We start from the raw sequence: 25,097 nt of genomic DNA, 5'->3' as shown, positions 1-25,097 counted from the left end.
GACTTTACTCTACAGCCGCTTTGGACTGTTGGGAGGATTGAGCCTGATTTTGTTGTGCTCCCGGCTCGGCTGTATCGCCCTGCCACGGTGTTGGATTTACCGGTGCTCCGGGTCCGATTTTCTGAAAACCATCGACAATGACCCGATCACCGGGGCTCAGCCCCTCGGAAACCACCCAACGTTCGCCGACTGCGCGATCGGTCCGAACACGCCGGATTTCCGCTTTGTTATCGGCCCCCACGACCATGACGCTCGCCTGACCGCTATTATCACGCTGAACAGCCTGTTGTGGCACCGCAAGAGCGTTCCTCTGCACCCCCTGCTCCACCTTTACGCGCACATACATACCCGGCAGCAAATCGCCCTCCGGATTGGGAAACTCGCCGCGCAAGGTGACCTGGCCTGTCGTCTCGTCGACGGTTGCTTCCTGAAATAGAAGCTTCCCCTTGTGCTCGTATTCACTGCCGTCATCATAAAACAACGTTACAGTTGCCGCTTCCGCGTCGGAACTGGAAAGCGCTCCGCTCTCAAGACCACGGCGCAGCTTGATAAGATCACCGGCCGTCTGCGTGAAATCCGCATAAACTGGGTCGAGTTGTTGGATCGTGGCCAAGCTCTCGGCATTCGAAGAACTCACGAGAGCACCCTCGGTGATCATTGCACGGCCGATTCTCCCGGAAATAGGGGCTTTAACCGCCGCGTAATTCAGTTCCAACTCGGCAGATGCAAGGTTAGCCCGAGCGATAGCTACATCTGCGTCGGCTTGTGCCAGCGCGGCGACAGCGTTTTCAACCTGCTGGGTAGACACGACATTTCGTGAACCAAGATTTTGCTGACGATCAAGTGTCTGCTTGGCCTGCAGCTGTACCGATTGAGCCCGCTGCAAGGTTGCCTTCGCACTTTCGACCTGAACTCGAAACGGTTCAGCGTCTATTCGGTAAAGAACATCGCCAGCCTCCACCATACTTCCCTGCTCGAACACGCGCTCGACGAGCATGCCGGTTACGCGTGGGCGCACTTCGGCAATTCGCGTCGGAGCAATACGTCCTGGCAGGTCACTGATGATGGGAATGTTTTCTGCTTTAAGTTCAATAACGCCGACGGCAGATGGCGGCATTTGCTGGCCACCTGCCTGCTCGTCCCCCTCCCCGCACGCGGCGAGTAAGAAAAGGGCTGAGAGGGAAAGAGCGGTTAGGGAGAGTTTTGACTTGGGTCGCATTGAATTATCCAGGGAGGTTGGATGGTCAGAGGTTTTGGAAATTAGGTTTTATTGCAAAATCTATTCATCATGGCGTCCATGTAATTTGCCGGCTAGCAAAAGCTCAATATCTTCAAGTAGCTCGGCGCGTGTCTCTTCATCCCAGCGATGAAAATTGTGCCATTCGATTGCGCGGAGCCCCTCCAAGGCAAGGAAAGCAATCAAGGTCAAACGTCGATTCGATGCGCACGCTTCCACCTCCTTGATGATCTCGGAGTAAAAATCCTTAATCATTTCGAAGACTTCGCTATCTTGCGTTAGCGCAGCGCACAGGTTGAAAGCGACACTGCGCTCATTTTCATCAATCTTTTCACGGACAATTGCCAACAACCCATGCAAGGCAGCATCCGATTTATTGCCGCGGAGTTCAATGGCGCGCCGTAGCTTAGAGCGTTCCCGCTCCATTTGCCGTGCCACAATCGCCCGCATCAGTTGGTGCTTGGATTTGTGGTCGTAGATCACGCTCGCTTTGCTGATGCCCGCCTCTTGCGCCACGGCGTCCAGCGTCAGCTTCGCGACGCCATCGCGTCCAATGACTGCTTCAGCAGCATCCAGGATATCATCCTGCTCAATCTGACGGGGGCGAGACATGGAGGGTACACCGTTAATTTCCGACCGGACGGTTAAATATGGAAATGAGGCAACAAAAGTCAATGACAAAATAAAAAAGTTCGTGCAGCCTTTCGTCCTACACGGGTGAGACGTGCTCCTTTCTGCTGGCTACTGGACGAGCCGCGCGAGATGTGTCCTGCCACAAGTTCCAAGTCAGAACGCCAAAGTAGAACAGCGCCGCGCCCGCCGATGGAATAGAATAGCAATACCGGGACGCGCGCTTGAAAATAGAATAAGCCAAGCGAAAGAACCGATAAGACAGTCAAGGGCACAATCGCCAGATCTTTGATACAGCTGGCTGACCCTACCGATCACGATTAAATGTTAGAGATGCCGCTGAGCCAGATCGTCCATTGCGCGATCCGCACCTCTCCTTCGAACCGGACGAGCCTACTGTTCCCCTTTGCATCGCGTCGGTAGAATGCCTAGCTCGGAAGCGAGCCCGTTGTCTTATCCTGTTCTCAATCCGACTACGAGCACGTGAAGTGACAGTGCGCGTCATACAGAGACGACTCTCAGCGAGTGTTCAGCGACACGTTCAAAGCGAGCGTCCTAAAACGTAGAACTCGGGATTGGGGCGTAAGGACGTTGCATTTGCCAAGCGGTTTGACATAGCAAAGAAAGCAGCGATCGCTGCAATATCCCATGCATCTTCCCGCGCGAAGCCATGTGTTTCCAGAACAGCGTAGTCATCATCGTCGATTAGGTGGGCGTTGCGCGAGACTTTCATCGCGAAGTCCAGCATCGCAGTTTGCCGCTCGGTTATGTCTGCCTTGCGATAGTTGATTGCGACTTGATCGGAAAGTTGACCGTTCTTCGATCGGATACGAAGGATGGCTCCATGAGCAATCACGCAGTACTGGCACTGATTTACGCTGCTCGTCGCAACGACTATCATTTCACGTTCAGCTTTTGTTAAATTTCCAGGCTTCTCCATCAAGGCATCATGATAGGCAAAGAAGGCACGAAATTCCTCAGGGCGATGCGCTAGCGCCCAGAATATGTTGGGGACGAAGCCTGATTTTTGCTGCACCGCCATTATACGTTCGGCGATATCTGCAGGAAGCTCAGAAAGCTGCGGGACAGGAAAACGGTTTGTTTTCAAATTAGCGTCTTTAGCGGTATCGATCATGTGCGTTTCTCTTTACTCACTGGCTTTGACGGGAGTACGGCGCTAACTCTTCTATGAGAGTCACAGCTGTGACCGCTGAATAGTCACAGCTGTGACTCTCATGTTCGCCTGAGTGCATAGAAGGATCTCTGCAACTGCAAACTACCGCTTTCAGCGTTAGCTACAAGCGATAGAAAATACGCACTCGGATTGCGAATTGCGGCATCTCCCCGACAGGCTTTCTCATGAACGAGACTAAGCAACGTTGAGGCTCCGATCGCACCAATCTTATCAACAGCCTTTGCCCAAACGGCTTGGGAGACGCTGATCATGCGACACATCACCGGCGCGGTGGATACGAGACTATGCCAATCGGTGATGGCGCAACGGAGGAGGTTCTTGGTCTCCCGTAATGCGCTGCTGATAAGCGATAAAGGTATGGAAGGAGACTGAACGTCTAATGTTCGAAGAACCGCTTTCCCTTCCACAATTTCCCTTTCACCTGATTTTAGGACCGCTTCTCCAGGTGAAGCATCGAGTGATTGGCTACATTCTTTATGTTGATTATCTGTTTGATAATTAGTGGTGACGTCAATGTCACCCGCCGGTGACATCCCTTCCGGCTCCACAGACAAGTTCGCCGTGTCCAAGATGTACTTCTCATAGAGTGCTTCGAGCGGTGCCAGTCGCCCCTGATCCGTCAGAGTTTCGCATTCGATGATGTTGGCGAGTTCCTGCTGAAGAGTGTTTTGTCGCTCAAGAGAGAGTTGTGAGGCGTGAAGATTGATCGCTTGGATAAGACCGGACAGCGCCCGTCTGACCTCTCGTTGCCGATCCAGCTTTTCCTTGAAGGCGTCAGCCATTGTTTTCAGTGCGGTTAATCGCGCGCGGGCTGGAGAAAAATCCAGGCCAAAAGCAGCCTTCTGCTGACCGTTGTCATCCCGAATGACAAATCGGCGACCCGTAGCGCTATCTCGATAAGCCAGGATGCCGGCTTCTACGAGCTTGCGCAGGCAACGGATAACGGTACGTTCTGAGCGCATCGTATAGTCTGCAAGTCGCTCGTTTGAAATTGCAACAATGGGTCGGTTCGTTCCTTGCCAGTCTTGTGGGCGTGTGAGCCCGATCAGGATGTCAAGGACATGATAAACTGTGCCATCAATACCCAAACAGGGCGCCGCCCGCTTCAGTGTAATAGAGGCTTCTGCCTTCGTTGTGTCAGGAAGATCGAATGAAGCAGCCAGCCGGGAGCTTTCCAATATTGCGGCGGAGGGCTTGCGAAACGATGCTAGAGTTGGGAATTTGCGCATAAAAATACCGTTCGCCTTCGCTATGAAGGACGATCCTTCCGTTCTGGGGAAATGGATCGGCAAAAACGGTGTGTGGACACGCAAAATCTTATTCTCTGGATTGACTCCAGAGCTTGATTTGAAACTGCGCTCGTCGTAGAATCATTTTACCAACCGGGGTCTACGACGGGTGCCAGCCCGCTGTTGCCTCATCTCTCAAGGGCTTGCCGATGCCAGTCGGTGGGCCCTTGTGCGTTTGTACCTCTGCCAGGAGGAAAAACGCTGCCGAGTGCGCCTCAGGCGCGTGCTTTATCAGTCGTCATTCTCAGTCTCCCGTTCAAATTTCTTCAGCATTTCCGGCAACTGACCTACCAGCCAGTCGGCAAATCCATGACTTTTGCGATTATCGAGGGCGATTCTGATATGGGACCCGCTCCGTTGGACGGTAATGCAGGCCTGACCCTTCGCATTTGCGATGCTGTCCGTAAGGGACTCTCGCTTCTTTGTCGGAGCAGAAAAGAAGGAAATTGCTTTTAATAAACGCTGGTCACTTTCCAGCGCTTTCCAGGCCTCCGACGCGATCATCGCATCGAATGATCTTTCAGAGGGCAGCTCAGCATACCGGGCCACCAGTTGTTCCCAGCGGGGGCGTCCGGATGAGGGAGCCGGGCCGATTGCATGAATGAGCGAGGCGGGCAGGGCGCCTGTCACCGCCGTCAACATTGAAATGTAGGCGAGACCTTTCTTTTCACCTCGCCCAAGCGCGTTGGCGATCGTCTGTCGATCGAAGCCGCGGTCCTTCAACGTCTGGGCAAACATCGCTTGCTCGATAAAGGATAATGATTTTCGTTCAGTGTTCTCCTTGCCCTGTGCTATAACTAAGGCATCGTCAGAAAGTTGTCGTATTAGAGCCTTTACCGGCATTAATAGCGTTTTAGCCGCGCGCCAACGTCTGTGGCCGTAAGCCAGCTGGTAACGCCCTGAATGTGCGGGATGTGGGCGAACCAAAACTGGAACCTGTTGCCCGGTTTCGCGAATACTGTCGACCAGTGACTGGAACTCTGCATCATTCTCGAAATCCATACGATCCCGCACAAAGGAGGCTTCGATCAAGTCCGGGTCGAGATCAACGAGACGCTCACCTTGAGCAAGAGCTACTCGGAGCTTGTCGTTCTCCTGTTCGATTGCTGAAAACGCACCCTGGACTGATTTTATGGCTCCAGCCCCGACACGTTTTTCTTGTTCTGTCGGAGCGGGGGAGGGGGCCTGCTCCAGGCTTGAGGGGTCAATGCCGCCAAAGAGGGCTTTCATGCGTTTGGAGCGGTCGCTTGGAGTATTCATGTGCGTCCCCATACGGTTTTCACCAGCTGGAAGATTTCGCCATTGACCGCGTCAACTGACTCAAGCGCGCGATTGAGAGTATCACGACCTACGGCACCACGTGCAATTTCGTACAAACTCTTCTTTTCCAGACCGGCATTGGCGATCGCAGTCGTGTCAACGACAGGCGCAGCCAATACGTCTTGGCCGAAAAGAGATCGCAGCAAAGCCACGACATTGACCTGTGGCGCATCATGTGGATTGTGGCGCGTGATGATATAGCGGATAAAGTCATGATCCAGGCTGCCGCCGGCATCCTCGATTACACTCATTAAGTCGCTGGTCATGGCTAAAAACTGGTTCATTGAAGCCACGTCGAGCATTGCTGGATGAACCGTTATGATGAGCGACGTCGCTGCATAAAGTGCGCCCAGGGTCAGGTAACCGAGCTGCGGTGGAGAGTCGATCAAAACAAGATCATAGTCATTTTCGACTTCCGAAATGACGCTCTTTAGCCGGCGAAAGAACATGCCATCTCCACGGGAAAGACCTCTGGCGATCGCCTGAGGGGTCTCGTGTTCATACTCCATCAATTCGAGGTTGCCAGGAACGATATCAACCCCCTCGAAATAGCTTTTACGGATCACCTCGCGTAGCGGCCGGCGCTCCTCCTCATCGTAGCGAAGAGCTGCATAAAGTGTTTCGTTCTCATCGACGTCAAACTCGGGCTGATAGCCGAACATGGTCGAGAGGGAGGCTTGGGGATCCAGGTCAAGCACAAGAACGCGTAGGCCCTGAAGGGCCATGTAATGTGCAAGATGGACGGTTGTCGTAGTCTTGGCCGATCCGCCTTTGAAATTCGCCACTGCAATGACTTGTAACTTGTCGCCTTCACGTCGGCGCGGCAGGAAACCCAAGCTTTCACCGGGCCTTTTATGCGCCAAAAACACCCGCAATTCATTGATCTGCGCGAGCGTATAGGCGCGGCGTCCATTATCCTGCCGATCTGGAATGACGCCTTCACCGTCGATCGACATCTGGCGAAGAGTCGATTCCGCGACGCCTAAAAGAGACGCAACCTCCCGGGACGTGAAGGTTTTCATCGACTTCATCGCTTCCGGTGGGTACATCTGCTGACGCAAGACCTGCAGCTGCGCAGACAGAAGCTTCGACTGTCTCATAATCTTTTGTGCAGAAGATCCTGTCACCTTAGCGTCCGCCCGATGATAAACTGATGAAATGCGTTCCGACGGAAATTTGCACAGCGATGATGAAAAACCGTCGCGACAGACAATTACGGTTTTTCCACTTCTCGTCAAATCTTTATTGGTTAACAAAAGCTTAACGCTGAACGCCATCAGCGGCCGCTTCAAATCAACCAGCTAGCTAAAAGCCCTTTGATTATAAATGGTTATGCGGTTCGGTCAGCAGGTCGCAGGTGCAGCTCCAGTTTAAGAGTCTTTTCTGACATGCCCATCATTGGCCCTGCTCGGGGCTTCGGAGAAGCGAATCGGTCGTTCATGCAACGCGTTATTCGATTCGTCTGCAACAATGCCGGGTCGCTTCCTGAGCTGAATGACCGTCGATTTTCGTGGAAAATTATTCGGCAACCTCCACCCGCCGATTGAGGAGCATGCACATGAGCTTTCCGGCCGGTCGGTTGCAGTCAGCAGGATGAACTTCGCTCAATCTGCTGCAGGACGGCAAAGGCCTCGAATGGACGCATCGTGACTCCGCTCTCCAATTCTTTAATATTTTCATAGTTGGAGATCAGGCATCTGCCACGCCCGCGCAGCTCGTTCGGGACAGTGAAAGTGACGCTTTCAGCGGTGAAATTGGCGATAATAACGACACGCCGGGTGCCGAGCGTACGAGTGTAGACGTAGAGGTTGGGATGCTGGTCGAAATAACCCTGATATGTACCGTAAACAATAACAGGTTCGGATTTTCGTAGGGCGATCAGGCGGCGATAGTGGTTCCAGATGGAGCGGTCGTCGCGCAGGTTCTGGTTCACGTTGATCTGTGGATAGTTTGGATTACTTTCGATCCAAGGCGTTCCGGTAGTAAAACCTCCATGCGGAGCCGAGTTCCATTGCATCGGCGTCCTTGCGTTATCGCGACTGTTCCTGTTCGCGCCGGCGATGAACTCCTCCACCGAGAGCCCTGCCTCAATGTGCAGGCGATGCATGTTGAGCGTCTCGACGTCTCTGTATTGCTCTATTCTCTGAAAGACGGCATTCGTCATGCCAATCTCTTCGCCTTGATAAATAAACGGCGTCCCCTTCAGGAGATGCAACGCAGTGGCAAGCATGGTGGCGGACTCGCGGTGGTAGCCTGCCGTGTCTCCATAGTTCGAAACCACACGGGGCAGGTCGTGATTGCCCCAGAAGAGGGAGTTCCATCCATCATTTGCGAGAGCGTGCTGCCATTTGCCCAGAACTGATTTCAGCGCCACCAGGTCAAAAGGTTTGGAACGCCATTTCCCGTAGAGTTGATCCCATTGCTGTGTCACATGTTCGAATTGAAAGACCATGGACAGTTCGTTTCTGTCTTCTCCGCAATAGAGCAGGGCAGATCCTGGCGTTGCGCTCCAGGCCTCGCCAACCGTCAATACGTTCCTTTCCGCCAGTGTCTCGCGATGCATCTCCTGAAGATATTCGTGAAGGCGTGGGCCATCCGCCGTGATTTCCGAATCAACCTCCTTGGCTATCCGGTCTATGACGTCCATCCGGAAGCCGGCGATGCCCTTGTCCAGCCACCAGTTCATCATGTTGTAGATTTCGCACCTGACTTCGGGATTGTCCCAATTAAGATCTGGCTGGCGACGTGAAAACTGATGAAAGTAATATTGCCCGGTTGCCGGTTCGTAAGACCAGGCAGGCCCCCCGAAGCTGGATTGGAGCGAGTTCGGAGGGCCACCATCCTGATCGGGATCGCGCCATATGTAGAAGTTCCTGAAGGGATTATCCTCGGACTTTCTGGCCTCCATGAACCAGGGATGTTCGTCCGAGGTATGGTTGACGACGAGATCCAGCAGGATGCCGATATCCCGCTTGCGAGCTTCTTCCAGCAGTTCTTCGAAGTCCCTTAGTGTGCCAAATTCAGCGGCGATATCCTGATAGTCAGAGATATCGTACCCGTTGTCGTCCATAGGCGACTTGAAGATCGGAGAGAGCCAGATCAACCCGATTCCGAGCTTCTTCAGATAATCAAGATGCAGAGTGATTCCGCGAAGATCGCCGATCCCATCGCCGTTGCTGTCGAAGAAGCTTCGTGGATAGATCTGGTAGACTGTTGCTGAATGCCACCAGTTTTTTTCCGACCTGCTTTCGCTCATATCGCGGTAACCTCCTTGATGATTTTGAGCTGCCCGGCGCGGATGGTCCGCGTTCGGCTGCGCCGGGGCAGCACGCCTCAAAAATGCAGGTGTCCTTCGTCAGGCCACGCGTCGGGATCACTAGCAAACTCTTGCTTTTGGGATCTGTTCCGGACGCCGGAATTCGCCTTTGCCAAAGCCCGCATTCCAGCCGAAGGTTGGTGCCGGCAAGCGCTTGAACGGTCGGCGGAATAACGTCGTATCCTGTAGCTCAGCGCGGGGGCTACATTCTCGATGTCGCCGCCCCGTTCTCGAGCGTCTGCTTGGCTCCCTCGATCCGGCGGCCCCTCGATCCGCCATCACTTTGTCAAGACTCAAGGTTTCTGGTATGTTTGCTGGTGCCGTTCGCTTGATTTGGGCCTGAACGGTTGGGAGTAGGACCTCTTGCCCCAACCGGGAGGCTATTGTGTCATCCGCTTCGTACCAGAATAACCTTCTCGCCAGGCTTCCAGCTGCTGAAATTGCTTCGTTGGAGCCCTTTCTCGAGCCTGTGGAGCTGAGAAGGGGCTATCTTTTGGCGGTGCCTCACCAGACGATTGAGTACGTCTATTTCCTTGAACAGGGGTTAGGCTCAATCGTCTCTGTTTCTCCAGAGGGACAGAAGGCGGAGGCGGGAATGTTCGGCTATGAGGGCTTTTCCCCGACGCCACCGGCAGTTCAATCAGCCTTGAGCTTCCACGAGACGATCATGCAGGCGTCAGGCCATGGTCACCGGGTGAAGGTGGAAGACTTATGGAATCTGATGCCCGGATGCCATGGTCTCTCCGAACTTTTGCACCGCTCTGCCCACAACTTGGCCACCCAGGTATCCTATACAGCTTTGACAAACGCAGTTCATCAAGTCGACGAGCGTTTGGGCCGGTGGCTGTTGATGTGTCACGACCGGTTGCGTCGAGATGAACTTCAGATCACGCACGAGTTCTTGGCGTTGATGCTGGCTGTTCGCCGTCCAAGTGTTACAACGTCTTTGCATGTTCTGGAGGGAAACCAGTTCATACGCGCGCAGCGCGGGCGGATTACCATCAGAGACCGTAGAGCTTTGGAAGAATTCGCCCAAGACGCGTATGGGCGACCGGAAGCCGAATATGCGGTTCTTTTTCCTGCATGACTGTCCACGGGCCGATTGTAACAATGATGCGGCCGCACTGATAGTGCTCTGGCTTCGGCCCTCCTGCTCCCGCTCTAACGGGCCAGGTTAACGCCCGCAATAACGGTGACCGGCTTGGCTTGACGTTCAAAGTGTCGCCGGTCTGGCGCAGGGCGGTGCGCGATGGGAGACCGTCGCGCTGGGCTGGTCACTGCCACCCTCGAAACAAGACGTCGGTTGCTCAGGACGTAATGATTGCCGCTGGCTCGTCGCCGGATTCGATGTTTTGCTGCTTGATCCGGAGGGGCGGCGCGTTTCCCGACTTGTCCTCGCCCATATAGAGTGTGACATGCGGGTAGGGTATTTCGATGCCGCGGCGATCGAACACGTCTTTGATAAACTCGTTGTATGCACGACCTGCGCCCCAATGTCCTCCCGCGATTGTCTTGATCCGCGCCCGGACCGTGATGGCGCTGTCGCCGAACGCGGTTATACCCTGCATGTCGAGCGGGCCGATAATCTTCTCACCCCACTCGGTCTGCTGCAGAAGTTCGAAAGCCTCCTGCATGGCTTCCTTCACCTCTGCGATGTTTTCGCGATAGGCAACCCTGATTTCAGCGACGTGATAGCCGAAGCCCTTCATCATATTGGCAACTGTGTCGACGGAGGAGAAGGGGACCAGGTGCAGCGTTCCGTCGAGAGAACGGATGGAAACGGAACGAATGGTGAGCTTCTCCACGACCCCGCTCACGCCTCCCAGATCAACGACGTCGCCCTCGTTCATCACGTTCTCGAGCTGGATGAAAACGCCGGTTATGATATCCTGAACGAGCTTCTGCGCGCCGAAGCCCACTGCCAGTCCAAGCACGCCCGCACCAGCCAGAAGCGGTGCGATGTTTACGCCGAGCTGGGCCAGGGCCAGCATGGTGACGAGAACAATTAACGCGATGGTGAAGGCGTTACGGAATAGCGAAAGCAGTGTTTTCTCGCGACTCGTTGGAACAGAACCGTAGTCGGGGTTAAGTCGATACTCTACCCAGGAAGACATTGCGAGATAGGCGACGAAGCCGAAAAGCAGGATGACGAGGGCTGCGAACAACGAGCCGGTTATTCTTTGTCCTCGCTCCGTCGTTACCCAGCTCAGAAAGTCGATCAGACCCCAGGCTTGTGCGATCGCTATGACCACCGCAATCACGACGATCGTCCGGGTCACCTGCATGACGCGTGGCACGAAAGCTTGCAATCGGCCCTCAAGGGCGGGAAGACGGAGCCGCAAATCGTCGGGAAGTCGCAAGCCCGCGTTCACGAAGCGCGAGATGAAGGTTATGACCAGCCCGCCCACGAGGACGGCGATGAAGGATTGCACCGTCGCGGTAATCATGAAGGGGAGAGCCGCGGTCGGGTTGACCAACCAGACGACGAAGAACGCAATCAGATAAGCTATCGCGACGAGATGCCATACGCCGGCAAAAACAGCACTCGCGCGGCTGATAAAATCGCTTCGGCCTCTTGAAGCACGTGATGACAGTGTCGCGCGGACGCGCACCCGATTTTGCAGAACGATAAGTATGCCGGTCACGGTGACGGTTAGCATGACAAGAACACGCACAGCCTGCGCCGCGGCAGGGGACACGTTCGTGTCGATTACTGGAGCCACGAACATAAATGTGTATCCGACGAGCGACACCCCGCGGGAAAGCCAGAAATACCAGTAGGCAGATGTCGTATCGGACATCGGGATCAGACGGAATGCGGGAAAACGCGGCTGAAGAACGAGCCGCATGGCGACCTTCAGCATTTCCACCATGAGGAACGCGTTCAGAAGGAGCGTCTGGTTAATGTCCATCCGCCCGGTTGCGCCACCGATAATCTGAAGAGCGATGAAATACCCCGCCCCCCATGCGATCGCGACACTGAGCCCGTCCAAGACTGTTGAAATCACCATAAATGCCGCACGGACTGACCAATGCCGTCCGCTCGCGCGGCCCTCCAGCCTCCGTTGCACAACATGCATAAGCATTGCCACAAGGAAGAACGACGTAAACAATCCGGCGCCGACAAGGACGACGTGAATCGCAACATTCCAGATCACGCCATAGTCAACGTCGGATGATCCCGAAAGCATGGCGGCAACCGCCGTCACGCCCGCCCAGATCGCCGTACCGCCCGTAACGATCTGTTCAGCTGCCGCCCGGGTCTGTTCGGCAATCTGCCGTGCTAAGGTGGGTTCGGTCTGCACTGCTGCTTCCTGGCCCGCTGCTGATACCTGCGTCTTCAGTTTGGTCAGCAGGGCGTTGCGAGCATCCTCATTCTCCAGAATTCGAACCAGATCTTCCACACTCGCGGCAGGTGTCTCCTGCCCGCTTGGCATGTCTTGAGCAAACGCCCCGTGGCTGAAGGAGAGAAAAGAGGCGACGATACTGATGAATAGGAGGCGGAGGAGCATGAGGTCCTTTCCGGTTGCGGAGATCGTCAAAGCATGGCGTAACGAGCCGCGTCGTCAACCCTTTCGACCGTAAATGTCTGGGAAGCCGTGTTTTGTCCATAGCATCTTGGTCAGGCGCCAGGGCAATCCCATTATTGGTCTCTTCATTTCTGATCCTACTTGCAAAGAGGCAGCATACCCTAATAAGTTAGGTCAGTTATGTTCGCCGGGGGAATCGGGCGGATCAAGGAGGAGATCAGAAATGTCGTTGTTCCGTAAAGGGATTGTCGCTGGTGCGGCAGTCGCAATTGGCGTTGCCTTTGGCGGTGGCTTTGCCAAGGCTCAAGAATTCATCAACATCCTGACGGGTGGTACCAGTGGGGTTTATTATCCCATGGGCGTGGCAATGGAGAAGATTTATTCCGGTTTGCCCGATGTACGCCCGTCAGTGCAGGCAACAAAAGCGTCCATCGAAAATATCAATCTCATCAATAGCGGTCGTGGTGAGGTAGGTTTTACCCTGGGAGATTCACTGCGGGATGCATATGAGGGGAACGCCGAAGCTGGATTCAGCAAGAAGCTGACCGACATCGCGACGATGGCTGCCATCTACCCGAACTATGTGCAGATCGTAGCGTCGAGGGAGTCGGGCATCACAACGCTCGCGGATCTCAAGGGTAAGCGCATTTCGGTGGGCGCGCCTAAATCAGGTACCGAGCTCAACGCCCGCACCATTCTCGCCGCTGCGGGCATGTCCTATGATGATCTGGGCAAGATCGAATACCTGCCTTTTGCTGAATCCGTCGAGCTTATGAAGAACCGTCAGCTTGATGCTACGCTCCAATCGTCCGGTCTCGGCGTGGCCTCGCTTCGCGATCTTGCGAATGCCGTTCCGATCAACGTCGTCGAGGTCCCCGCAGAAATCATTGAAAAGATTGGCTCGCCATATCAGGTGAACACGATTCCTGCGAACACCTATGAAGGTCAGGACAAAGACGTTACCACGGCCTCTGTCATCAACTATCTCATCGTCCGCAAGGATATGAGCGATGATCTCGTTTATCAGATGACCAAGAGCCTGTTTGAGAATCTGGATCAGCTGACTGCTGCGCACGCCTCTGCCAGGGCGATCAAACTTGACAAGAGCACTATCGATTCTCCAGTGCCGGTTCATCCTGGGGCGATGAAATATTATGCTGAAAAGGGAATCCAGTAAGCCGCAGCTTTATTGGATCGACTTGTAAAACTTTAAGGTTAAAGACGCCGGGTTGTCCCGGCGTCTTGCAGGTTATCACCATATCGAAGGTTCACCATGTCGCATGTAGCCGACGACACCGTGGAGTCCGCCGAGCATATCCCGGGATGGGGAATGGGTGCCGGTGCTAAGATTCTGTTCGCCATAGCCATCGCGTTTTCGGCTTTTCAGCTATGGACTGCCGCTTATTCGCCTTTGGCGAGTCAGATCGTCCGTTCGGTGCATGTAGGGTTTCTGCTCCTGCTGCTGTTTGGTCTCTATGCCAATTCGACGTCGCAGTCAGGGACGCGCCTGCTTCTGTGGGGGACGGCAATCTTCGCCTTTGTTATCAGCCTTTACCATTGGCGGTTTCACGATGACCTTATCATCCGCGCGGGCGAGCCGACGACGGCAGACATAGTTGTAGGGGTCATGGCGATCGCCCTGGTATTTTGGGCCGGGCAGAAGATGATGGGTTGGACGCTTCCACTCATCTGTGCAGCGTTCCTTTGTTACGGCCTGTTTGGGCAATATCTTCCATATCCGTTGAACCACCGAGGCTATGGTTTCGACCAGATCGTCGAAGTGCTCTTCCTGGGAACGGAAGGAATTTACGGCACCCCGATCTACGTTTCTTCGAGCTATATTTTTCTCTTCATTCTGTTCGGAGCATTCCTCGAGCGCGCGGGAATGATCCAGCTCTTCAACGACGTAGCTATGGGCTCCGTTGGCGCATCGCGTGGCGGTCCTGCAAAAGTCTCCGTGTTCTCCTCCGCCATGATGGGAACGATTAATGGCTCGGGCGTCGCCAATGTTGTGACGACCGGTGCCTTTACAATTCCGCTCATGAAGCGTTCGGGCTTCCGTCCGGCTTTCGCGGGTGGGGTCGAGGCCGTCGCCTCTATGGGCGGTCAGATCATGCCACCAGTGATGGGCGCTGTCGCGTTTATCATGGCTGAAACTCTCGGTCTTCCTTACGTCGAAATCGTCAAAGCTGCTGTCGTGCCTGCGCTGCTGTACTTCGTGACAGTTTTTTTAATGGTTGATCTGGAAGCTCGCCGGCTTGGTATGAAAGGTCTTAACAAAGAGGATATGCCGAGCGTTCTGGGTGCATTGAGGCAGCGCTGGTATCTCATCCTGCCGCTGGCAGTGCTCGTTTGGTTGCTGTTTTCAGGCTACACCCCGCTTTTTGCCGGCACCGTCGGGCTAAGTCTTACCGTCCTGATTATTCTCGGCGTTCCGGTCTCGACGACGATGCCCATCTGGGTGCGCGTGCTTTTCTGGATGGCGCTTGGCTTTACTTCCGCCGCGGCTTTCAGCACGACATTCAATATTTTCGGATTCCAGCTGCGCGGCATCACTCTCATCCTCGTACTGGTTGCACTGCTCATAGCCATAAACATCGCCGTTCGCGGTGGCCGCCAGACCCTCAGGCTTTGTCTGCAGAGCTTGGCTGACGGCGCGAAGAATGCGCTTCCCGTCGGTATCGCCTGTGCGCTCGTAGGGATCATTATTGGCGTTCTTGCCCTGACTGGTGCAGGTTCGACCTTCGCGCGTGTTATTGTCAGCATTGGAGAAAGTTCGCTCTTTCTTTCGCTGATTTTGACCATGTTGACCTGTCTGGTGCTCGGTATGGGCATCCCGACTATCCCCAATTACATTATCACCTCGTCCATTGCTGGTCCCGCGCTGCTTCATCTCGAGGTGCCGCTCATTGTCTCGCATATGTTCGTCTTCTACTTCGGCATCATGGCCGACTTGACGCCACCGGTAGCCTTGGCCGCCTTCGCGGCTGCGCCGATAGCAAAAGTATCGGGTATGAAGATCGGGATGCAGGCCATACGCATTGCAGCGGCGGGCTTTGCCATTCCGTTCATGGCGGTTTATGAACCGGCAATAATGCTGCAGGAGGGCGGCCCTCTAAGTGCTGCCTGGGGCTTGTGGCCGGCCTTCGCCTACATGCTTGTAAAGGCGCTGCTCAGCATCGTTCTCTGGGGCGCGGCTACTATCGGCCACCTGCGGACCCCACTCAGGATATGGGAGCGTGTATGGGCTTTCTCAGCGATTGCCTTGATGCTTGCGACTTATCCTCTGAGCGATGAGATAGGTTTTGCTGCCTGCATTGCGTTCCTCGCATGGCACTTCTGGAAGTCGCGACAGATATCGGCGGTGACGGCCTGACATGGCGATTTGCATTGCAACGGCGGGCGGCGTGCTGAAGCTCGCCACCACCGCGTTTCTTCTGTCGTGGACGCATAGCGTTGAGAAAACGCCCTGGGAGGAGGATTGGGTCGTCACTCCTCAGGGTATGGTCATTGTAGAAGCGCGGTTAAAAGGATCGGGCGCTGGCATGGAGCCACCCGAAGAAGCGGTGCTGAAAGATGGCTGGTATCGTTACGTTCCAAAAATTCCACCCAGGCAGGAAATCGTTCTTGCGGCCTCTGGAAAAACCGTGAGTGGTTGGTCCATGTGCACGGAAGATCGGTGCCTGGAGCTCGGCGCGACAGAGGCTGAGCCAGTGCGCATCAAGACGTGCAATTAAAACAGGCGGCGATAGGCAGGAAAGCGCTCATTTAGGAACCGTGGACCTTGCGTGTTCTAAGTGATTGCTGCTCATGAGTTAAACCTCTTATACCCTCGAATAAGTGACTTAGGGAGTTGATGGAGTTATGGACGAGCTTGAAAGTATTCTGGGTGAAATAGGCAGTATTATTTGGGGACCTTATCTGCTGATCCCGTTGCTCCTGGGAACCGGCATAATCTTGACCATCCGCCTCGGGGGAATACAGCTGGTTCGTTTGGGAGCAGCTTTACGACTGGGCTTCCTGAAGCGGCGTGACGATGGAACGGACGGCGACATTTCTCAGTTTCAGGCTTTGACCACTGCAATGGCAGCGACGGTGGGTACCGGCAATATCGTCGGCGTCGCAACCGCGATCGCCGTGGGTGGTCCCGGCGCTCTTTTCTGGATGTGGGTTACAGCTTTACTCGGTATGGCCTCGAAATATTCGGAAGCTTTTTTGGCCGTCCGCTACCGTGTGACGGATGCAGCCAACGAAAAATCGGGCGGCCCCCAATATTATCTCGAGCGCGGTATTCCGAACGCTTTCGGCAAAGTGCTGGCATTGTCCTTTGCAATATTTGCCGTATGTGCGTGTTTCGGTATTGGGAACATGACACAGGGTAATTCGATCGCGTCCAATCTCGATCGCAGTTTTGCCATTCCAACCTGGACTACCGGCGCGGTACTTGCGGGTATGACACTGCTTGTCCTGGTTGGGGGCATCAAGTCGATCGGCCGTGTGACCGCGGGGCTGGTTCCGGCTATGATTGTTTTCTACGTCGCAGGCGCTCTCTACATCCTGTTCGTCAATATTACGTCGGTTCCTGCCGCCCTCGCCGAAGTCTTCAGCTCTGCATTCACAGGTTCCTCCGCGGTTGGTGGATTTGTTGGATCGACGATAATGATTGCTGTGCAGTTCGGCGTGGCGCGTGGCATATTCTCGAATGAATCCGGCATGGGTTCTGCGGCAATCGCGGCTGCATCTGCCAAGACGGCCCATCCTGTACGCCAGGGCCTCGTATCCATGACACAGACCTTCATCGATACCATTATCGTGGTTTCTTGTACTGGTTTGGTGATCATTACGACCGGCGTCTGGAATGAGGTCGACCCGGCCACGGGGACGCAGATTTCGGCGGCCATCATGACCGGTGAGGCGTTCAGCCATGGCTTACCCGGCGAGTGGGGACATTGGATTGTCACGGTCGGTCTTGTGCTGTTCGCCTATTCGACGATTCTTGGCTGGGCCTATTATGGTGAGCGCAACGTGGAACGTCTGGTCGGTCGAGGGGGCGTCGTTCCGTTCCGAATTCTGTTCTCTTTAGTCGTCTTTATAGGGTGCACGGTTCAACTGGGTGTCGTGTGGAATTTCTCAGACGTGATGAACGGTTTGATGGCTATCCCCAACCTGATTGGGTTGCTCATCATGTCGGGATTGATCGCCAGAGAAACTAGGCTCTATCTCAAGCATGATCCCAAGCTCGAAGCTGACCGTGAACAGATTGAAGCCTTCATGAGGGGCGACAAGGGATGGGAAGAGTGGAAGGAAAGCGAGCGTTCTGCGTAAGCTTTCAAGACGAGCGCCGCGTTGAGCCGGCGCTCGTCTGCATGCGGATCAGATGAGCGATTTCTCTCGAAAATACTCATGATACGTGTCGCGCAGCACATTTTTCTGCACTTTTCCCATGGTATTTCGTGGTAGCTCATCTACGATGAAAATCACTTTCGGCTGCTTGAACCGTGCGAGTTTTTCACCCGCTATTGCTTCAAGTTCGGACGGATTGAGCGACGTTCCATTCTCGGGCACGACGACGCATGCAACGGCCTCTCCAAAATCCGGGTGCGGCAAGCCGATGACGGCCGACTCCATTACGCCTGGCTGCTCATCAAAAACAAGCTCGATCTCCTTGGGATAGACGTTATAGCCCCCGGTGATGATGAGATCCTTTTGTCGTCCGACGATACTGACATAGCCATCCTCGTCTATCCGCCCGATGTCTCCCGTGATAAAAAAGCCATCCTCTCGAAGCTCTTCTTTCGTTTTTTCTGGCATCCTCCAATAGCCTTGAAAAACGTTGGGGCCGCGCACCTCGATGATGCCGGGCTCGCCATCGGCAGCAGGTTCGTTCGTATCTGCGTTTACAATCCGAAGTTCAATACCAGGCAGCGGGAAGCCTACTGTTCCCGCGCGGCGCTCGCCTTCATAGGGGTTTGACGTGCTCATGTTGGTCTCGGTCATGCCGTACCGTTCCAGGATCTTGTGTCCCGTGCGCTTCTCGAAGGCGACGTGCGTGTCCGCCAGCAGCGGAGCCGAGCCGGAGGTGAACAGCCGCATATGCTGCGTCAGTTCGCGGTCGAACCGAGGATCATCAAGCAGACGTGTATAGAAGGTCGGAACGCCCATCATCGACGTTGCCATTGGCAGGAAGCGGATAATGTCGTCCGGCTTGAAAGAGGGCAGGAAAATCATCGAACCGCGGGAGAGCAATACAACGTTGCATGCGACGAAAAGGCCGTGTGTGTGAAAGATCGGCAATGCGTGGAGAAGGACGTCCTCGCCGGTAAAGCGCCATTCCCTTACCAATACTTCGGCATTCGACAGGAGGTTCTTCTGCGACAGCATCGCTCCTTTGGAGCGACCTGTGGTGCCTGAGGTGTAGAGCAGGGCGGCCAGATCATCCGGTCCTCGCTCAGCCGGGACATAGGTGGCACTCTCCTTTTCGGCCTCGTCGGAGAAAGTCCCGGACCCGTCGGCATTGAGCGACAGGAACTTCGCGCGGGCCTTCTGTGCCACTTCTTGCAACGTTGCAGCATGGGCGTCATCACCGATCAAGAGAGCGGCCCCTGAATCATCGACGAAATATGCCACCTCCGAGGCGGTGTAGGCCGTATTCAATGGAAGGAACACGATGCCTGATGCGACGGCTGCGCCGTAAAGAGCAAGCGCCTCCGGTGATTTCGCGACCTGAACAGCCACGCGGTCGCCGCACTTGAGGCCAAGCGTGGCAAATGTCGATGCAAAACGCAGCACAAGATCATGGAAATCCCGTCCCGAGATTTCTTTGCCTTCACGGGTAAACAAGAATGTCGAAGACCGCCCGGCTAGCGGCGCAAACAGCGCTTCATAGAGCATGTTAGACATTTGCGACTGTTCCTCTTTTCATAGATGCACTTTTTGCCGCCGCTTTAACCGAGCGCGAGCTGGCGACAATATTCTGGGTCACGAAATTCTCGTGATTCTGCTCGACGGTTTTCAGGTCGTAGAGATAGTTGACCATTGCACCGCAAGACTGCTTTAAACCATTTGCAGATTTGTCAGCCAGCGCGTGCACCTCATGCACTGACGCGCCATTGCCGAGATGGAAGCGCGCAACGGGATCGATGGGCAATCCGTCGCTCCGTTTTTCCTCAAGCAGATAGACGGACGCAAGCGCGCGTAGATCATCCCGCAGCGCGGCGACATCGCCGTCACCGTTTTCGGATGCGACAAGAACTTTCTTTGCAATCTCGTCATGATTTTCGGCACGTTTTTCGAGCCAGCGCGAGAGGCCTGGGATCGGTGACAAGGTAACGAAATTTTTCAGGTTTGGCATTTCCTGACTGAGTTCTTCCACCACCTGCTTGATCAGCGAATTCCCAAAGGAAATGCCTTTTAAGCCGGCCTGACAGTTGGAGATTGAATAGAATACGGCGGTGTCGGCCTGTGCCGGCTGGATATGGTGACGCTCTTCGGCCAACACTGCTTGTATCGAACCCGGGATATCCCTCAGCAGCGCAACTTCTACAAAGATCAAAGGCTCATCGACCATAGCGGGGTGAAAAAAGGCAAAACATCGCCGGTCGACCGGCAGGAGGCGCCGGCGCAGTTCATCCCAGCTGTTGATGGCATGAACCGCTTCATACTCGATGATTTTCTCAAGGATGTTTGCCGGCGTGTGCCAGTCGATGTGCCGCAGTACGAGAAAGCCGCGGTTGAACCAGGACTTGAACAGATGTACGAAATCAATATCGGCGCGGGCGAACTCCGGGTACTTGTCACAGAGCCCAAGAAGATCGAGGCGCATTCGAACCAGTTCGCCTGTTGCACCGGGCACCCGGTTAAGCCGGCGCAGGAATTCTTGCCGCGGTGGCTCGCTAGCCTCGCTTAGTTTTGCAAAACCACGAGCATCGGGAGAAGCGCCATATTGCCTCGCCGCCGCTATGATTGCACTTGCGTCAACGTCAAGTTCTTCCGTCAAGTATTGGAAAAACGTGATCTTTTCCTCCTTTGTCATCGATTTGTAGCGGCTCAGGATGGTGCGTGCGGTACGCATTCCGGTGATCTCGCCGCTTCCAGCTAGAAGCTCTTTGCATAACTCGTGCATCGGTTGTGCACTGGGGGTTGCCTCGAGCCAAAGGGGCCGATCGAACAAAGTCGCAAGTAGGTCACTGAAGAAGGACGTCTTCATGATATTCCCCCGTGGCTTCAGTTGGCAGGGCCCATGACGGCGGTAGGCAGCCAAGTCGCAATTCCCGGAAAGAAGCAGAGTACGATGATGGCAGTCACCATGCACAGGACATAAGGAAGAGAGCCCACGAGGATTTTCTTCAAGGAGATGTCGGGCGCGATCGAGTTTATGACGTAGAGATTAAGTCCGATGGGTGGCGTTATAAGGCCGATCTCCATGTTGATTGTCAGAATAACTGCGAACCAGTAGGGGTCAAATTCAGCTGCCAGTAAGATTGGCATCAGAATGGGAGCGGTCATTAGGATCACTGCGACGGGCGGCAAAAAAAAGCCGGCGAAAAGCAGAAATACATTGATGATGCCCATCAGAACCCAGCGATTGACGTCTAGTTCGGAGATCCACTGGGCGATGGTCTGGGTAATGAAAAGTGACGACATCATATAAGCGAAGACACCGGCTGCCGCGATGATGAACATGATCATCACCGCTTCCTTGGTCGAATCTCTGAAGACAGTCCAAAGAACACGCGGTTGCCACATCTTATAGATGATCATCGCCATAATGATGGCAAGAAGCGCTCCGACCGCTGCTGTCTCCGAGGGCGTGGCAACGCCGCCATACATGATATAGAGGACGCCGCCGATGATCAGCAGAAAGGGGAGGACGCGCGGCATGATCTCCAGACGTTCGGCCAATGAATAGCGACGCTGCGACAAATTATAGAGGGTTCCGGATCTCCAGGCGCTGTAGATCGTCCATATCATGAAGAAGGCGACGAGCATGATGCCCGGTAGCACGCCCGCCAGGAACAACCGGCCGATAGAGGTTTCGGTGGCGATACCGTAAACGATCATAGTGACCGACGGGGGAATGAGAATTCCGAGGGTTCCACCCGCAGCGATCGACCCTGCGGCGATCTCCTCCGAATAACCGCGCTTGCGCATCTCCGGGATACCCATCTTGCCGATAGCCGCGCAGGTCGCGGGGCTCGAGCCTGACATGGCTGAGAAAAGGGCGCACGCTCCAAGGTTGGATACGACGAGTCCGCCAGGCACCCGTGTCATCCAGCGCTCGAAGGCTTCGAACAGATCTGCGCCTGCCTTGGTCGATGCGATTGCAGCACCCATGATGATGAACATCGGAATGGAAAGCATTGTGAAGCTGTTGAGATCCGCGAAGTACACTTCGGGTATCATCATCAGAGAACGGGTACCGTCAAATATAAGCAGGAAACCTGCTGCGACGAGCAGAAGGCCAACCGCTACCGAAACCCCCGAGAATAGTACGAAGATAGTTGCAAGAGAAACCAGAAGCCCGATCAGTAATGGATCCATCACACTTCCTCCAGATGAAAGGGGGTGTCCAGGCGCAAGTGAAGCGCAACGAGGTCGGCGATTAGCTGGAGAAGGTAAAGTCCAAAGCCGACGGGCAGTGCCAGCCATGGTATCCAGAGGCGAACGCCCCAAACGGTACTTGAGCGCCAGTTGCGGGTAAAAGCATCATACCAGGCATGGGCGGAATACCAGGTCAGCGCAGCCATCAGCACGATGGTCGCGATGAGCACAATATAGGCGAGCGCGCGCCTTGCGGGCATCGGAAGAAGGGACGGGATCAGGTCTACATTGACGTGACCACGGAGACGTTGGACGTATGAGAGACCGATCGTGGTTACGGCGATCATCATATAGATGACGGCTTCGGTCTGCCAGATAGTGGACTGGCCGAGGACGAACCGGACGAAGATCATGTGACAAGTGACAAAGATCGATGCCACGATCAGGGCTGCCGCGAACCATCCGCACACAGTTGAGATGCCGTAGATGAATCGCAGAACAGGATGTCTTTCACTTGCCTTCAATTGGACAGGGATGCTTTGTTCCATCGGATGTTCTCCTGATGAAGAGAGCTGGCGACAGCGCAGGAAAAACGCGGCGATCAAAAAACGTCGCCTCGGGCCTGGGCAGGCCCGGGGCGATGTCTGATCATTTCACTTCGAGCGCCATATCGAGCAACTTCTGCCCATCCGGAACTTCCGTGAGAAAAGCTGCGTAAGACGTGGTTTCCGCCAGCTTGCGCCATGCTTCGAAATCCTCGGGCGTCATTTTCGCGATTTCGACGCCAGCTTTTTCAAATGGCTCGATTGATGCGACGTCCTCTCGCTTCGCTTCCTCCAGATAATAAGCCTGTGCCTTGGCAGCGGCAGTACGGAGCGCCTCTTGCTGTTCCGGGGTGAGGCCTTCGAAGGTAGTCTTGTTGATCAGCATGGGCTGGTACATGAACCAGAGCGCCACATCCGATGCTGGCGTATAGCAGCCGACCTGTTCATACAGTCGAAATGAGACGAACGACGATGACGACGTGTTCATGGCGTCGAGAATGCCCTGCTGCATTCCATTATATGCTTCGGACGATGGCATTGAGGAAATTGATGCGCCAGCGCCTTCCAGCATTTGCTCGAAAGCCTTTCCTGCCGCGCGTACTGTTTTGCCGCGTACATCCTCCGGCTTGGTTATGCAGCCTTGTTTGGAAGCAAATCCCCCAGCAAGATAACCGTGGACGAGAACCATGACATCGTCCTCGGCCATGATTTCCTCCAATGCCTTCATGAACGGGCTGTCATTCATGCGCGCGGCGTGATCATGGTCCTTTATCAGCCCTGGCATCAGGGTGAGATTATACTCCGGTCGTTGTCCGCCTGCATAGGAAAGCGGAAAAACCGTCATATCCAGCTGTCCGCGGCTTAGCGGCAGGTACTGCTCAGTGGCCTTAAAGAGTGAACCCGACGGAAATATCTTAATGTTTAGATCGACATTTGCCGCCGCGACATCCTTGGCGACCATGTCTGCGATTTTGTGGCGTATGTCGTTGGGCGCAAACTGATGCGATAATCGCAGTTCAGTTGCCTCTGCAATATTACACGCGAAAAGGGATACGGATGCGGCAAGCACTAGATGTTTCAGCATAGGTTCCTCCCAGACCTTATGACATCCGCGCTCTCCTCCAGCGCGAATGCCGGTTGCATCAGTCAATGAGCCGCATTATTGTATTCAATGTCAAGCGTCTTGTATGCAAGGATTGGTTTGTTGCGTTTTAAATTTGGTCGGAAGACATTATGGTAAGTCGAGCGGACGCCGTGCGGGAGAAACTTGAAGAACTGATTATAGAAGGTGCATTTGCAAGCGGGGAGCGGCTCGACGAAACGACGCTTTCGAAGAAATTCAACGTTTCACGAACGCCTTTACGCGAGGCGTTTCAAGCTTTGGCAGCCTCAGGCCTTCTTGACCTTCAAACCCGACGTGGAGCTTTCGTACGCCATCCGGCTTTTGACGAAGTCATAGAAATGTTCGAAGTAATGGCTGAAATGGAGGCGTTCTGCGGAAAATTAGCCGCGCGGCGGATTACTCAGAACACTCTCCATGCGCTATCTGAGACAGTGGTTTTATGCGAAGCGGCCGTCGAAAGTGACGATATAAACGGTTATTACAATGCAAACGAAACCTTTCACTTCCTGATCTACGAGGCATCGGGAAATGCTTTCCTTTCGAAGGAAGCGCGCAAGCTGCACAGGCAACTGAAGCCATTTCGGCGGATGCAGCTGAAAGTAAGGGGAAGGCTGAACCAATCCTTGGCGGAGCATCGCATGGTGCTTGACGCTCTGGTGGCCGGTGACAGCGATAGCGCTGCCGATATTCTGCGCGACCACGTCGCGATACAAGGAACCAAGTTCAACGACTTAATTGTAAGCTACAGGCGCGCGTCACAAAAGGCCGCCACCGCCTAGTATTTTTATGGTGATCGTGAGGCACTTAAGCAACACGTCAGGGTAACCTTGATCGATCACGATTTAGTTTATCAGCAACCCTTTACATAAGTAAATCTGCATACAATAAATTCCGAATATAAGCGGAATTGAATATCCAGTTCCGTGTTTCTGGCGGAGGCTGCAGATGGCAATCGAGATCACCAGCAAGATCGATGGATCAATCGAAACCGTTTCGGGCGCGGTTATAACGGTTTCGGAAGATAGCATCATTCGCATACCCTACGGCCCAGAGGATGTGGCTAGCATCCAGTCGCAGGGCGGTGCTTTGATAGTTCGCCTGAACTCGGGAGAGATAATCAGGATCGAAAATTTCCATAGCACCGACAGTGACCTCGTGTTGCAGGACAGCGACGGTGAGTTGTTCCACGCGCAGATTAGCGACGACCTGGCGGAGATCGACTATTCACAGATTGGCTCGGTCGATCAGTTAGTCGGGGGATCGGGCGAAGGATCTCCGCTGCTTCCCATTCTCGGTGTTCTTGCTGGTGGTGCCGCTGCGGCGGGCATCGCAGCGAGCGGTAGTGGTAGCGATGATAATATAGACGACAGCG

Annotated in this window: 20 protein-coding genes and 1 pseudogene; 8 read left to right on the top strand and 13 right to left on the bottom strand. The window is 54.5% G+C overall.

Annotation, left to right across the window (positions count from 1 at the left end; translation table 11 throughout):
- Positions 1 to 4 precede the first annotated feature (4 nt).
- The 7 genes from IE151_RS14460 to IE151_RS14430 all read right to left on the bottom strand — a co-directional run bounded on the left by IE151_RS14460 (position 5) and on the right by IE151_RS14430 (position 8,927).
- Positions 5 to 1,219: an efflux RND transporter periplasmic adaptor subunit gene (locus IE151_RS14460; protein WP_189491641.1), complete on the bottom strand. Its 1,215-nt coding sequence runs from the start codon at positions 1,217 to 1,219 to the stop codon at positions 5 to 7.
- A 60-nt stretch (positions 1,220 to 1,279) separates the two neighbouring features.
- On the bottom strand, positions 1,280 to 1,849 hold the full coding sequence (locus tag IE151_RS14455; RefSeq protein WP_189491638.1) for a TetR/AcrR family transcriptional regulator: 570 nt from the start codon (positions 1,847 to 1,849) through the stop codon (positions 1,280 to 1,282).
- A 559-nt stretch (positions 1,850 to 2,408) separates the two neighbouring features.
- A complete protein-coding gene (locus IE151_RS14450; protein ID WP_189491635.1) occupies positions 2,409 to 3,002 on the bottom strand; it encodes a peroxidase-related enzyme in 594 nt (197 codons plus the stop codon).
- 98 nt (positions 3,003 to 3,100) lie between these two features.
- Positions 3,101 to 4,375: a plasmid replication protein RepC gene (gene repC, locus IE151_RS14445; RefSeq protein ID WP_189491633.1), complete on the bottom strand. Its 1,275-nt coding sequence runs from the start codon at positions 4,373 to 4,375 to the stop codon at positions 3,101 to 3,103.
- A gap of 207 nt (positions 4,376 to 4,582) precedes the next feature.
- Positions 4,583 to 5,623: a plasmid partitioning protein RepB gene (repB, locus tag IE151_RS14440; protein WP_189491631.1), complete on the bottom strand. Its 1,041-nt coding sequence runs from the start codon at positions 5,621 to 5,623 to the stop codon at positions 4,583 to 4,585.
- Positions 5,608 to 6,771, bottom strand: coding sequence for a plasmid partitioning protein RepA (gene repA / locus IE151_RS14435; protein WP_244636789.1), 1,164 nt, complete (start codon positions 6,769 to 6,771; stop codon positions 5,608 to 5,610). Before repA ends, repB begins: the two co-directional genes overlap by 16 nt.
- Before the next feature lie 485 nt (positions 6,772 to 7,256).
- Entirely contained in the window at positions 7,257 to 8,927 is a 1,671-nt protein-coding gene (locus tag IE151_RS14430; protein WP_189491627.1) for a glycoside hydrolase family 13 protein, read from the bottom strand.
- Positions 8,928 to 9,372: 445 nt separating this feature from the next.
- Here IE151_RS14430 and IE151_RS14425 point away from each other — a divergent pair, with 445 nt between their 5' ends.
- A complete protein-coding gene (locus IE151_RS14425; protein ID WP_244636787.1) occupies positions 9,373 to 10,074 on the top strand; it encodes a Crp/Fnr family transcriptional regulator in 702 nt (233 codons plus the stop codon).
- A gap of 220 nt (positions 10,075 to 10,294) precedes the next feature.
- Here IE151_RS14425 and IE151_RS14420 read toward each other — a convergent pair whose 3' ends face one another.
- Positions 10,295 to 12,499, bottom strand: a complete 2,205-nt coding sequence (locus IE151_RS14420) for a mechanosensitive ion channel domain-containing protein (RefSeq protein ID WP_189491625.1) — start codon at positions 12,497 to 12,499, stop codon at positions 10,295 to 10,297.
- Positions 12,500 to 12,740: 241 nt separating this feature from the next.
- On the opposite strand from IE151_RS14420, the gene IE151_RS14415 reads away from it, so the two are divergent.
- The 4 genes from IE151_RS14415 to IE151_RS14400 all read left to right on the top strand — a co-directional run bounded on the left by IE151_RS14415 (position 12,741) and on the right by IE151_RS14400 (position 17,842).
- Entirely contained in the window at positions 12,741 to 13,694 is a 954-nt protein-coding gene (locus IE151_RS14415) for a TAXI family TRAP transporter solute-binding subunit (protein ID WP_189491622.1), read from the top strand.
- Between the two features lie 96 nt (positions 13,695 to 13,790).
- On the top strand, positions 13,791 to 15,893 hold the full coding sequence (locus IE151_RS14410; RefSeq protein WP_189491619.1) for a TRAP transporter permease: 2,103 nt from the start codon (positions 13,791 to 13,793) through the stop codon (positions 15,891 to 15,893).
- A gap of 1 nt (position 15,894) precedes the next feature.
- Positions 15,895 to 16,254 (top strand): DUF1850 domain-containing protein, encoded by a 360-nt coding sequence (locus tag IE151_RS14405; protein WP_189491616.1) that lies wholly within the window; start codon positions 15,895 to 15,897, stop codon positions 16,252 to 16,254.
- Positions 16,255 to 16,381: 127 nt separating this feature from the next.
- The gene (locus IE151_RS14400) at positions 16,382 to 17,842 is read left to right on the top strand and encodes an alanine/glycine:cation symporter family protein (protein WP_189491613.1); all 1,461 of its coding nucleotides are present in this window, start codon (positions 16,382 to 16,384) and stop codon (positions 17,840 to 17,842) included.
- A gap of 48 nt (positions 17,843 to 17,890) precedes the next feature.
- Here the strand turns inward: IE151_RS14400 and IE151_RS14395 are convergent, their stop codons facing one another.
- The 5 genes from IE151_RS14395 to dctP form a co-directional block, all read right to left on the bottom strand.
- Entirely contained in the window at positions 17,891 to 19,417 is a 1,527-nt protein-coding gene (locus tag IE151_RS14395) for a malonate--CoA ligase (RefSeq protein ID WP_189491610.1), read from the bottom strand.
- Positions 19,410 to 20,723, bottom strand: a complete 1,314-nt coding sequence (locus tag IE151_RS14390) for a malonyl-CoA decarboxylase (protein WP_189491607.1) — start codon at positions 20,721 to 20,723, stop codon at positions 19,410 to 19,412. The genes IE151_RS14395 and IE151_RS14390 overlap by 8 nt, the downstream gene beginning before the upstream one ends.
- Positions 20,724 to 20,740: 17 nt before the next feature.
- A complete protein-coding gene (locus IE151_RS14385; protein WP_189491605.1) occupies positions 20,741 to 22,057 on the bottom strand; it encodes a TRAP transporter large permease in 1,317 nt (438 codons plus the stop codon).
- Positions 22,057 to 22,605, bottom strand: a complete 549-nt coding sequence (locus tag IE151_RS14380; protein ID WP_189491602.1) for a TRAP transporter small permease — start codon at positions 22,603 to 22,605, stop codon at positions 22,057 to 22,059. The genes IE151_RS14385 and IE151_RS14380 overlap by 1 nt, the downstream gene beginning before the upstream one ends.
- A 100-nt stretch (positions 22,606 to 22,705) precedes the next feature.
- The gene (gene dctP, locus IE151_RS14375) at positions 22,706 to 23,686 is read right to left on the bottom strand and encodes a TRAP transporter substrate-binding protein DctP (RefSeq protein ID WP_189491599.1); all 981 of its coding nucleotides are present in this window, start codon (positions 23,684 to 23,686) and stop codon (positions 22,706 to 22,708) included.
- A gap of 149 nt (positions 23,687 to 23,835) precedes the next feature.
- On the opposite strand from dctP, the pseudogene IE151_RS17760 reads away from it, so the two are divergent.
- The 3 genes and pseudogenes from IE151_RS17760 to IE151_RS14365 form a co-directional block, all read left to right on the top strand.
- Positions 23,836 to 24,021, top strand: a pseudogene (locus IE151_RS17760) (GntR family transcriptional regulator); the annotation flags it as partial.
- Positions 24,022 to 24,063: 42 nt separating this feature from the next.
- Positions 24,064 to 24,504, top strand: coding sequence for a GntR family transcriptional regulator (locus IE151_RS14370; protein ID WP_244636820.1), 441 nt, complete (start codon positions 24,064 to 24,066; stop codon positions 24,502 to 24,504).
- A gap of 166 nt (positions 24,505 to 24,670) precedes the next feature.
- On the top strand, positions 24,671 to 25,097 hold a 427-nt coding region (locus tag IE151_RS14365), incomplete at its 3' end, for a BapA/Bap/LapF family prefix-like domain-containing protein (RefSeq protein ID WP_189491595.1).

This window comes from Limoniibacter endophyticus (assembly GCF_014652835.1).
GTDB classification, from domain to species: Bacteria; Pseudomonadota; Alphaproteobacteria; order Rhizobiales; family Rhizobiaceae; genus Limoniibacter; species Limoniibacter endophyticus.
The sequence above is the reverse complement of the archived record's forward strand: the minus strand, read 5'-3'. Positions and strand labels throughout refer to the sequence as shown.

Excerpts from the sequence above, each read along its gene's own strand:
- dctP (WP_189491599.1), bottom strand. The coding sequence starts at position 23,686 with ATGCTGAAACATCTAGTGCTTGCCGCATCCGTATCCCTTTTCGCGTGT.
- repB (WP_189491631.1), bottom strand. The coding sequence starts at position 5,623 with ATGGGGACGCACATGAATACTCCAAGCGACCGCTCCAAACGCATGAAA.
- IE151_RS14415 (WP_189491622.1), top strand. The coding sequence starts at position 12,741 with ATGTCGTTGTTCCGTAAAGGGATTGTCGCTGGTGCGGCAGTCGCAATT.
- IE151_RS14420 (WP_189491625.1), bottom strand. The coding sequence starts at position 12,499 with ATGCTCCTCCGCCTCCTATTCATCAGTATCGTCGCCTCTTTTCTCTCC.
- IE151_RS14460 (WP_189491641.1), bottom strand. The coding sequence starts at position 1,219 with ATGCGACCCAAGTCAAAACTCTCCCTAACCGCTCTTTCCCTCTCAGCC.
- IE151_RS14395 (WP_189491610.1), bottom strand. The coding sequence starts at position 19,417 with ATGTCTAACATGCTCTATGAAGCGCTGTTTGCGCCGCTAGCCGGGCGG.
- IE151_RS14380 (WP_189491602.1), bottom strand. The coding sequence starts at position 22,605 with ATGGAACAAAGCATCCCTGTCCAATTGAAGGCAAGTGAAAGACATCCT.
- IE151_RS14450 (WP_189491635.1), bottom strand. The coding sequence starts at position 3,002 with ATGATCGATACCGCTAAAGACGCTAATTTGAAAACAAACCGTTTTCCT.
- IE151_RS14370 (WP_244636820.1), top strand. The coding sequence starts at position 24,064 with ATGTTCGAAGTAATGGCTGAAATGGAGGCGTTCTGCGGAAAATTAGCC.
- IE151_RS14410 (WP_189491619.1), top strand. The coding sequence starts at position 13,791 with ATGTCGCATGTAGCCGACGACACCGTGGAGTCCGCCGAGCATATCCCG.
- IE151_RS14385 (WP_189491605.1), bottom strand. The coding sequence starts at position 22,057 with ATGGATCCATTACTGATCGGGCTTCTGGTTTCTCTTGCAACTATCTTC.
- repA (WP_244636789.1), bottom strand. The coding sequence starts at position 6,771 with ATGAGACAGTCGAAGCTTCTGTCTGCGCAGCTGCAGGTCTTGCGTCAG.
- IE151_RS14455 (WP_189491638.1), bottom strand. The coding sequence starts at position 1,849 with ATGTCTCGCCCCCGTCAGATTGAGCAGGATGATATCCTGGATGCTGCT.
- IE151_RS14390 (WP_189491607.1), bottom strand. The coding sequence starts at position 20,723 with ATGAAGACGTCCTTCTTCAGTGACCTACTTGCGACTTTGTTCGATCGG.
- IE151_RS14405 (WP_189491616.1), top strand. The coding sequence starts at position 15,895 with ATGGCGATTTGCATTGCAACGGCGGGCGGCGTGCTGAAGCTCGCCACC.
- IE151_RS14430 (WP_189491627.1), bottom strand. The coding sequence starts at position 8,927 with ATGAGCGAAAGCAGGTCGGAAAAAAACTGGTGGCATTCAGCAACAGTC.
- IE151_RS14400 (WP_189491613.1), top strand. The coding sequence starts at position 16,382 with ATGGACGAGCTTGAAAGTATTCTGGGTGAAATAGGCAGTATTATTTGG.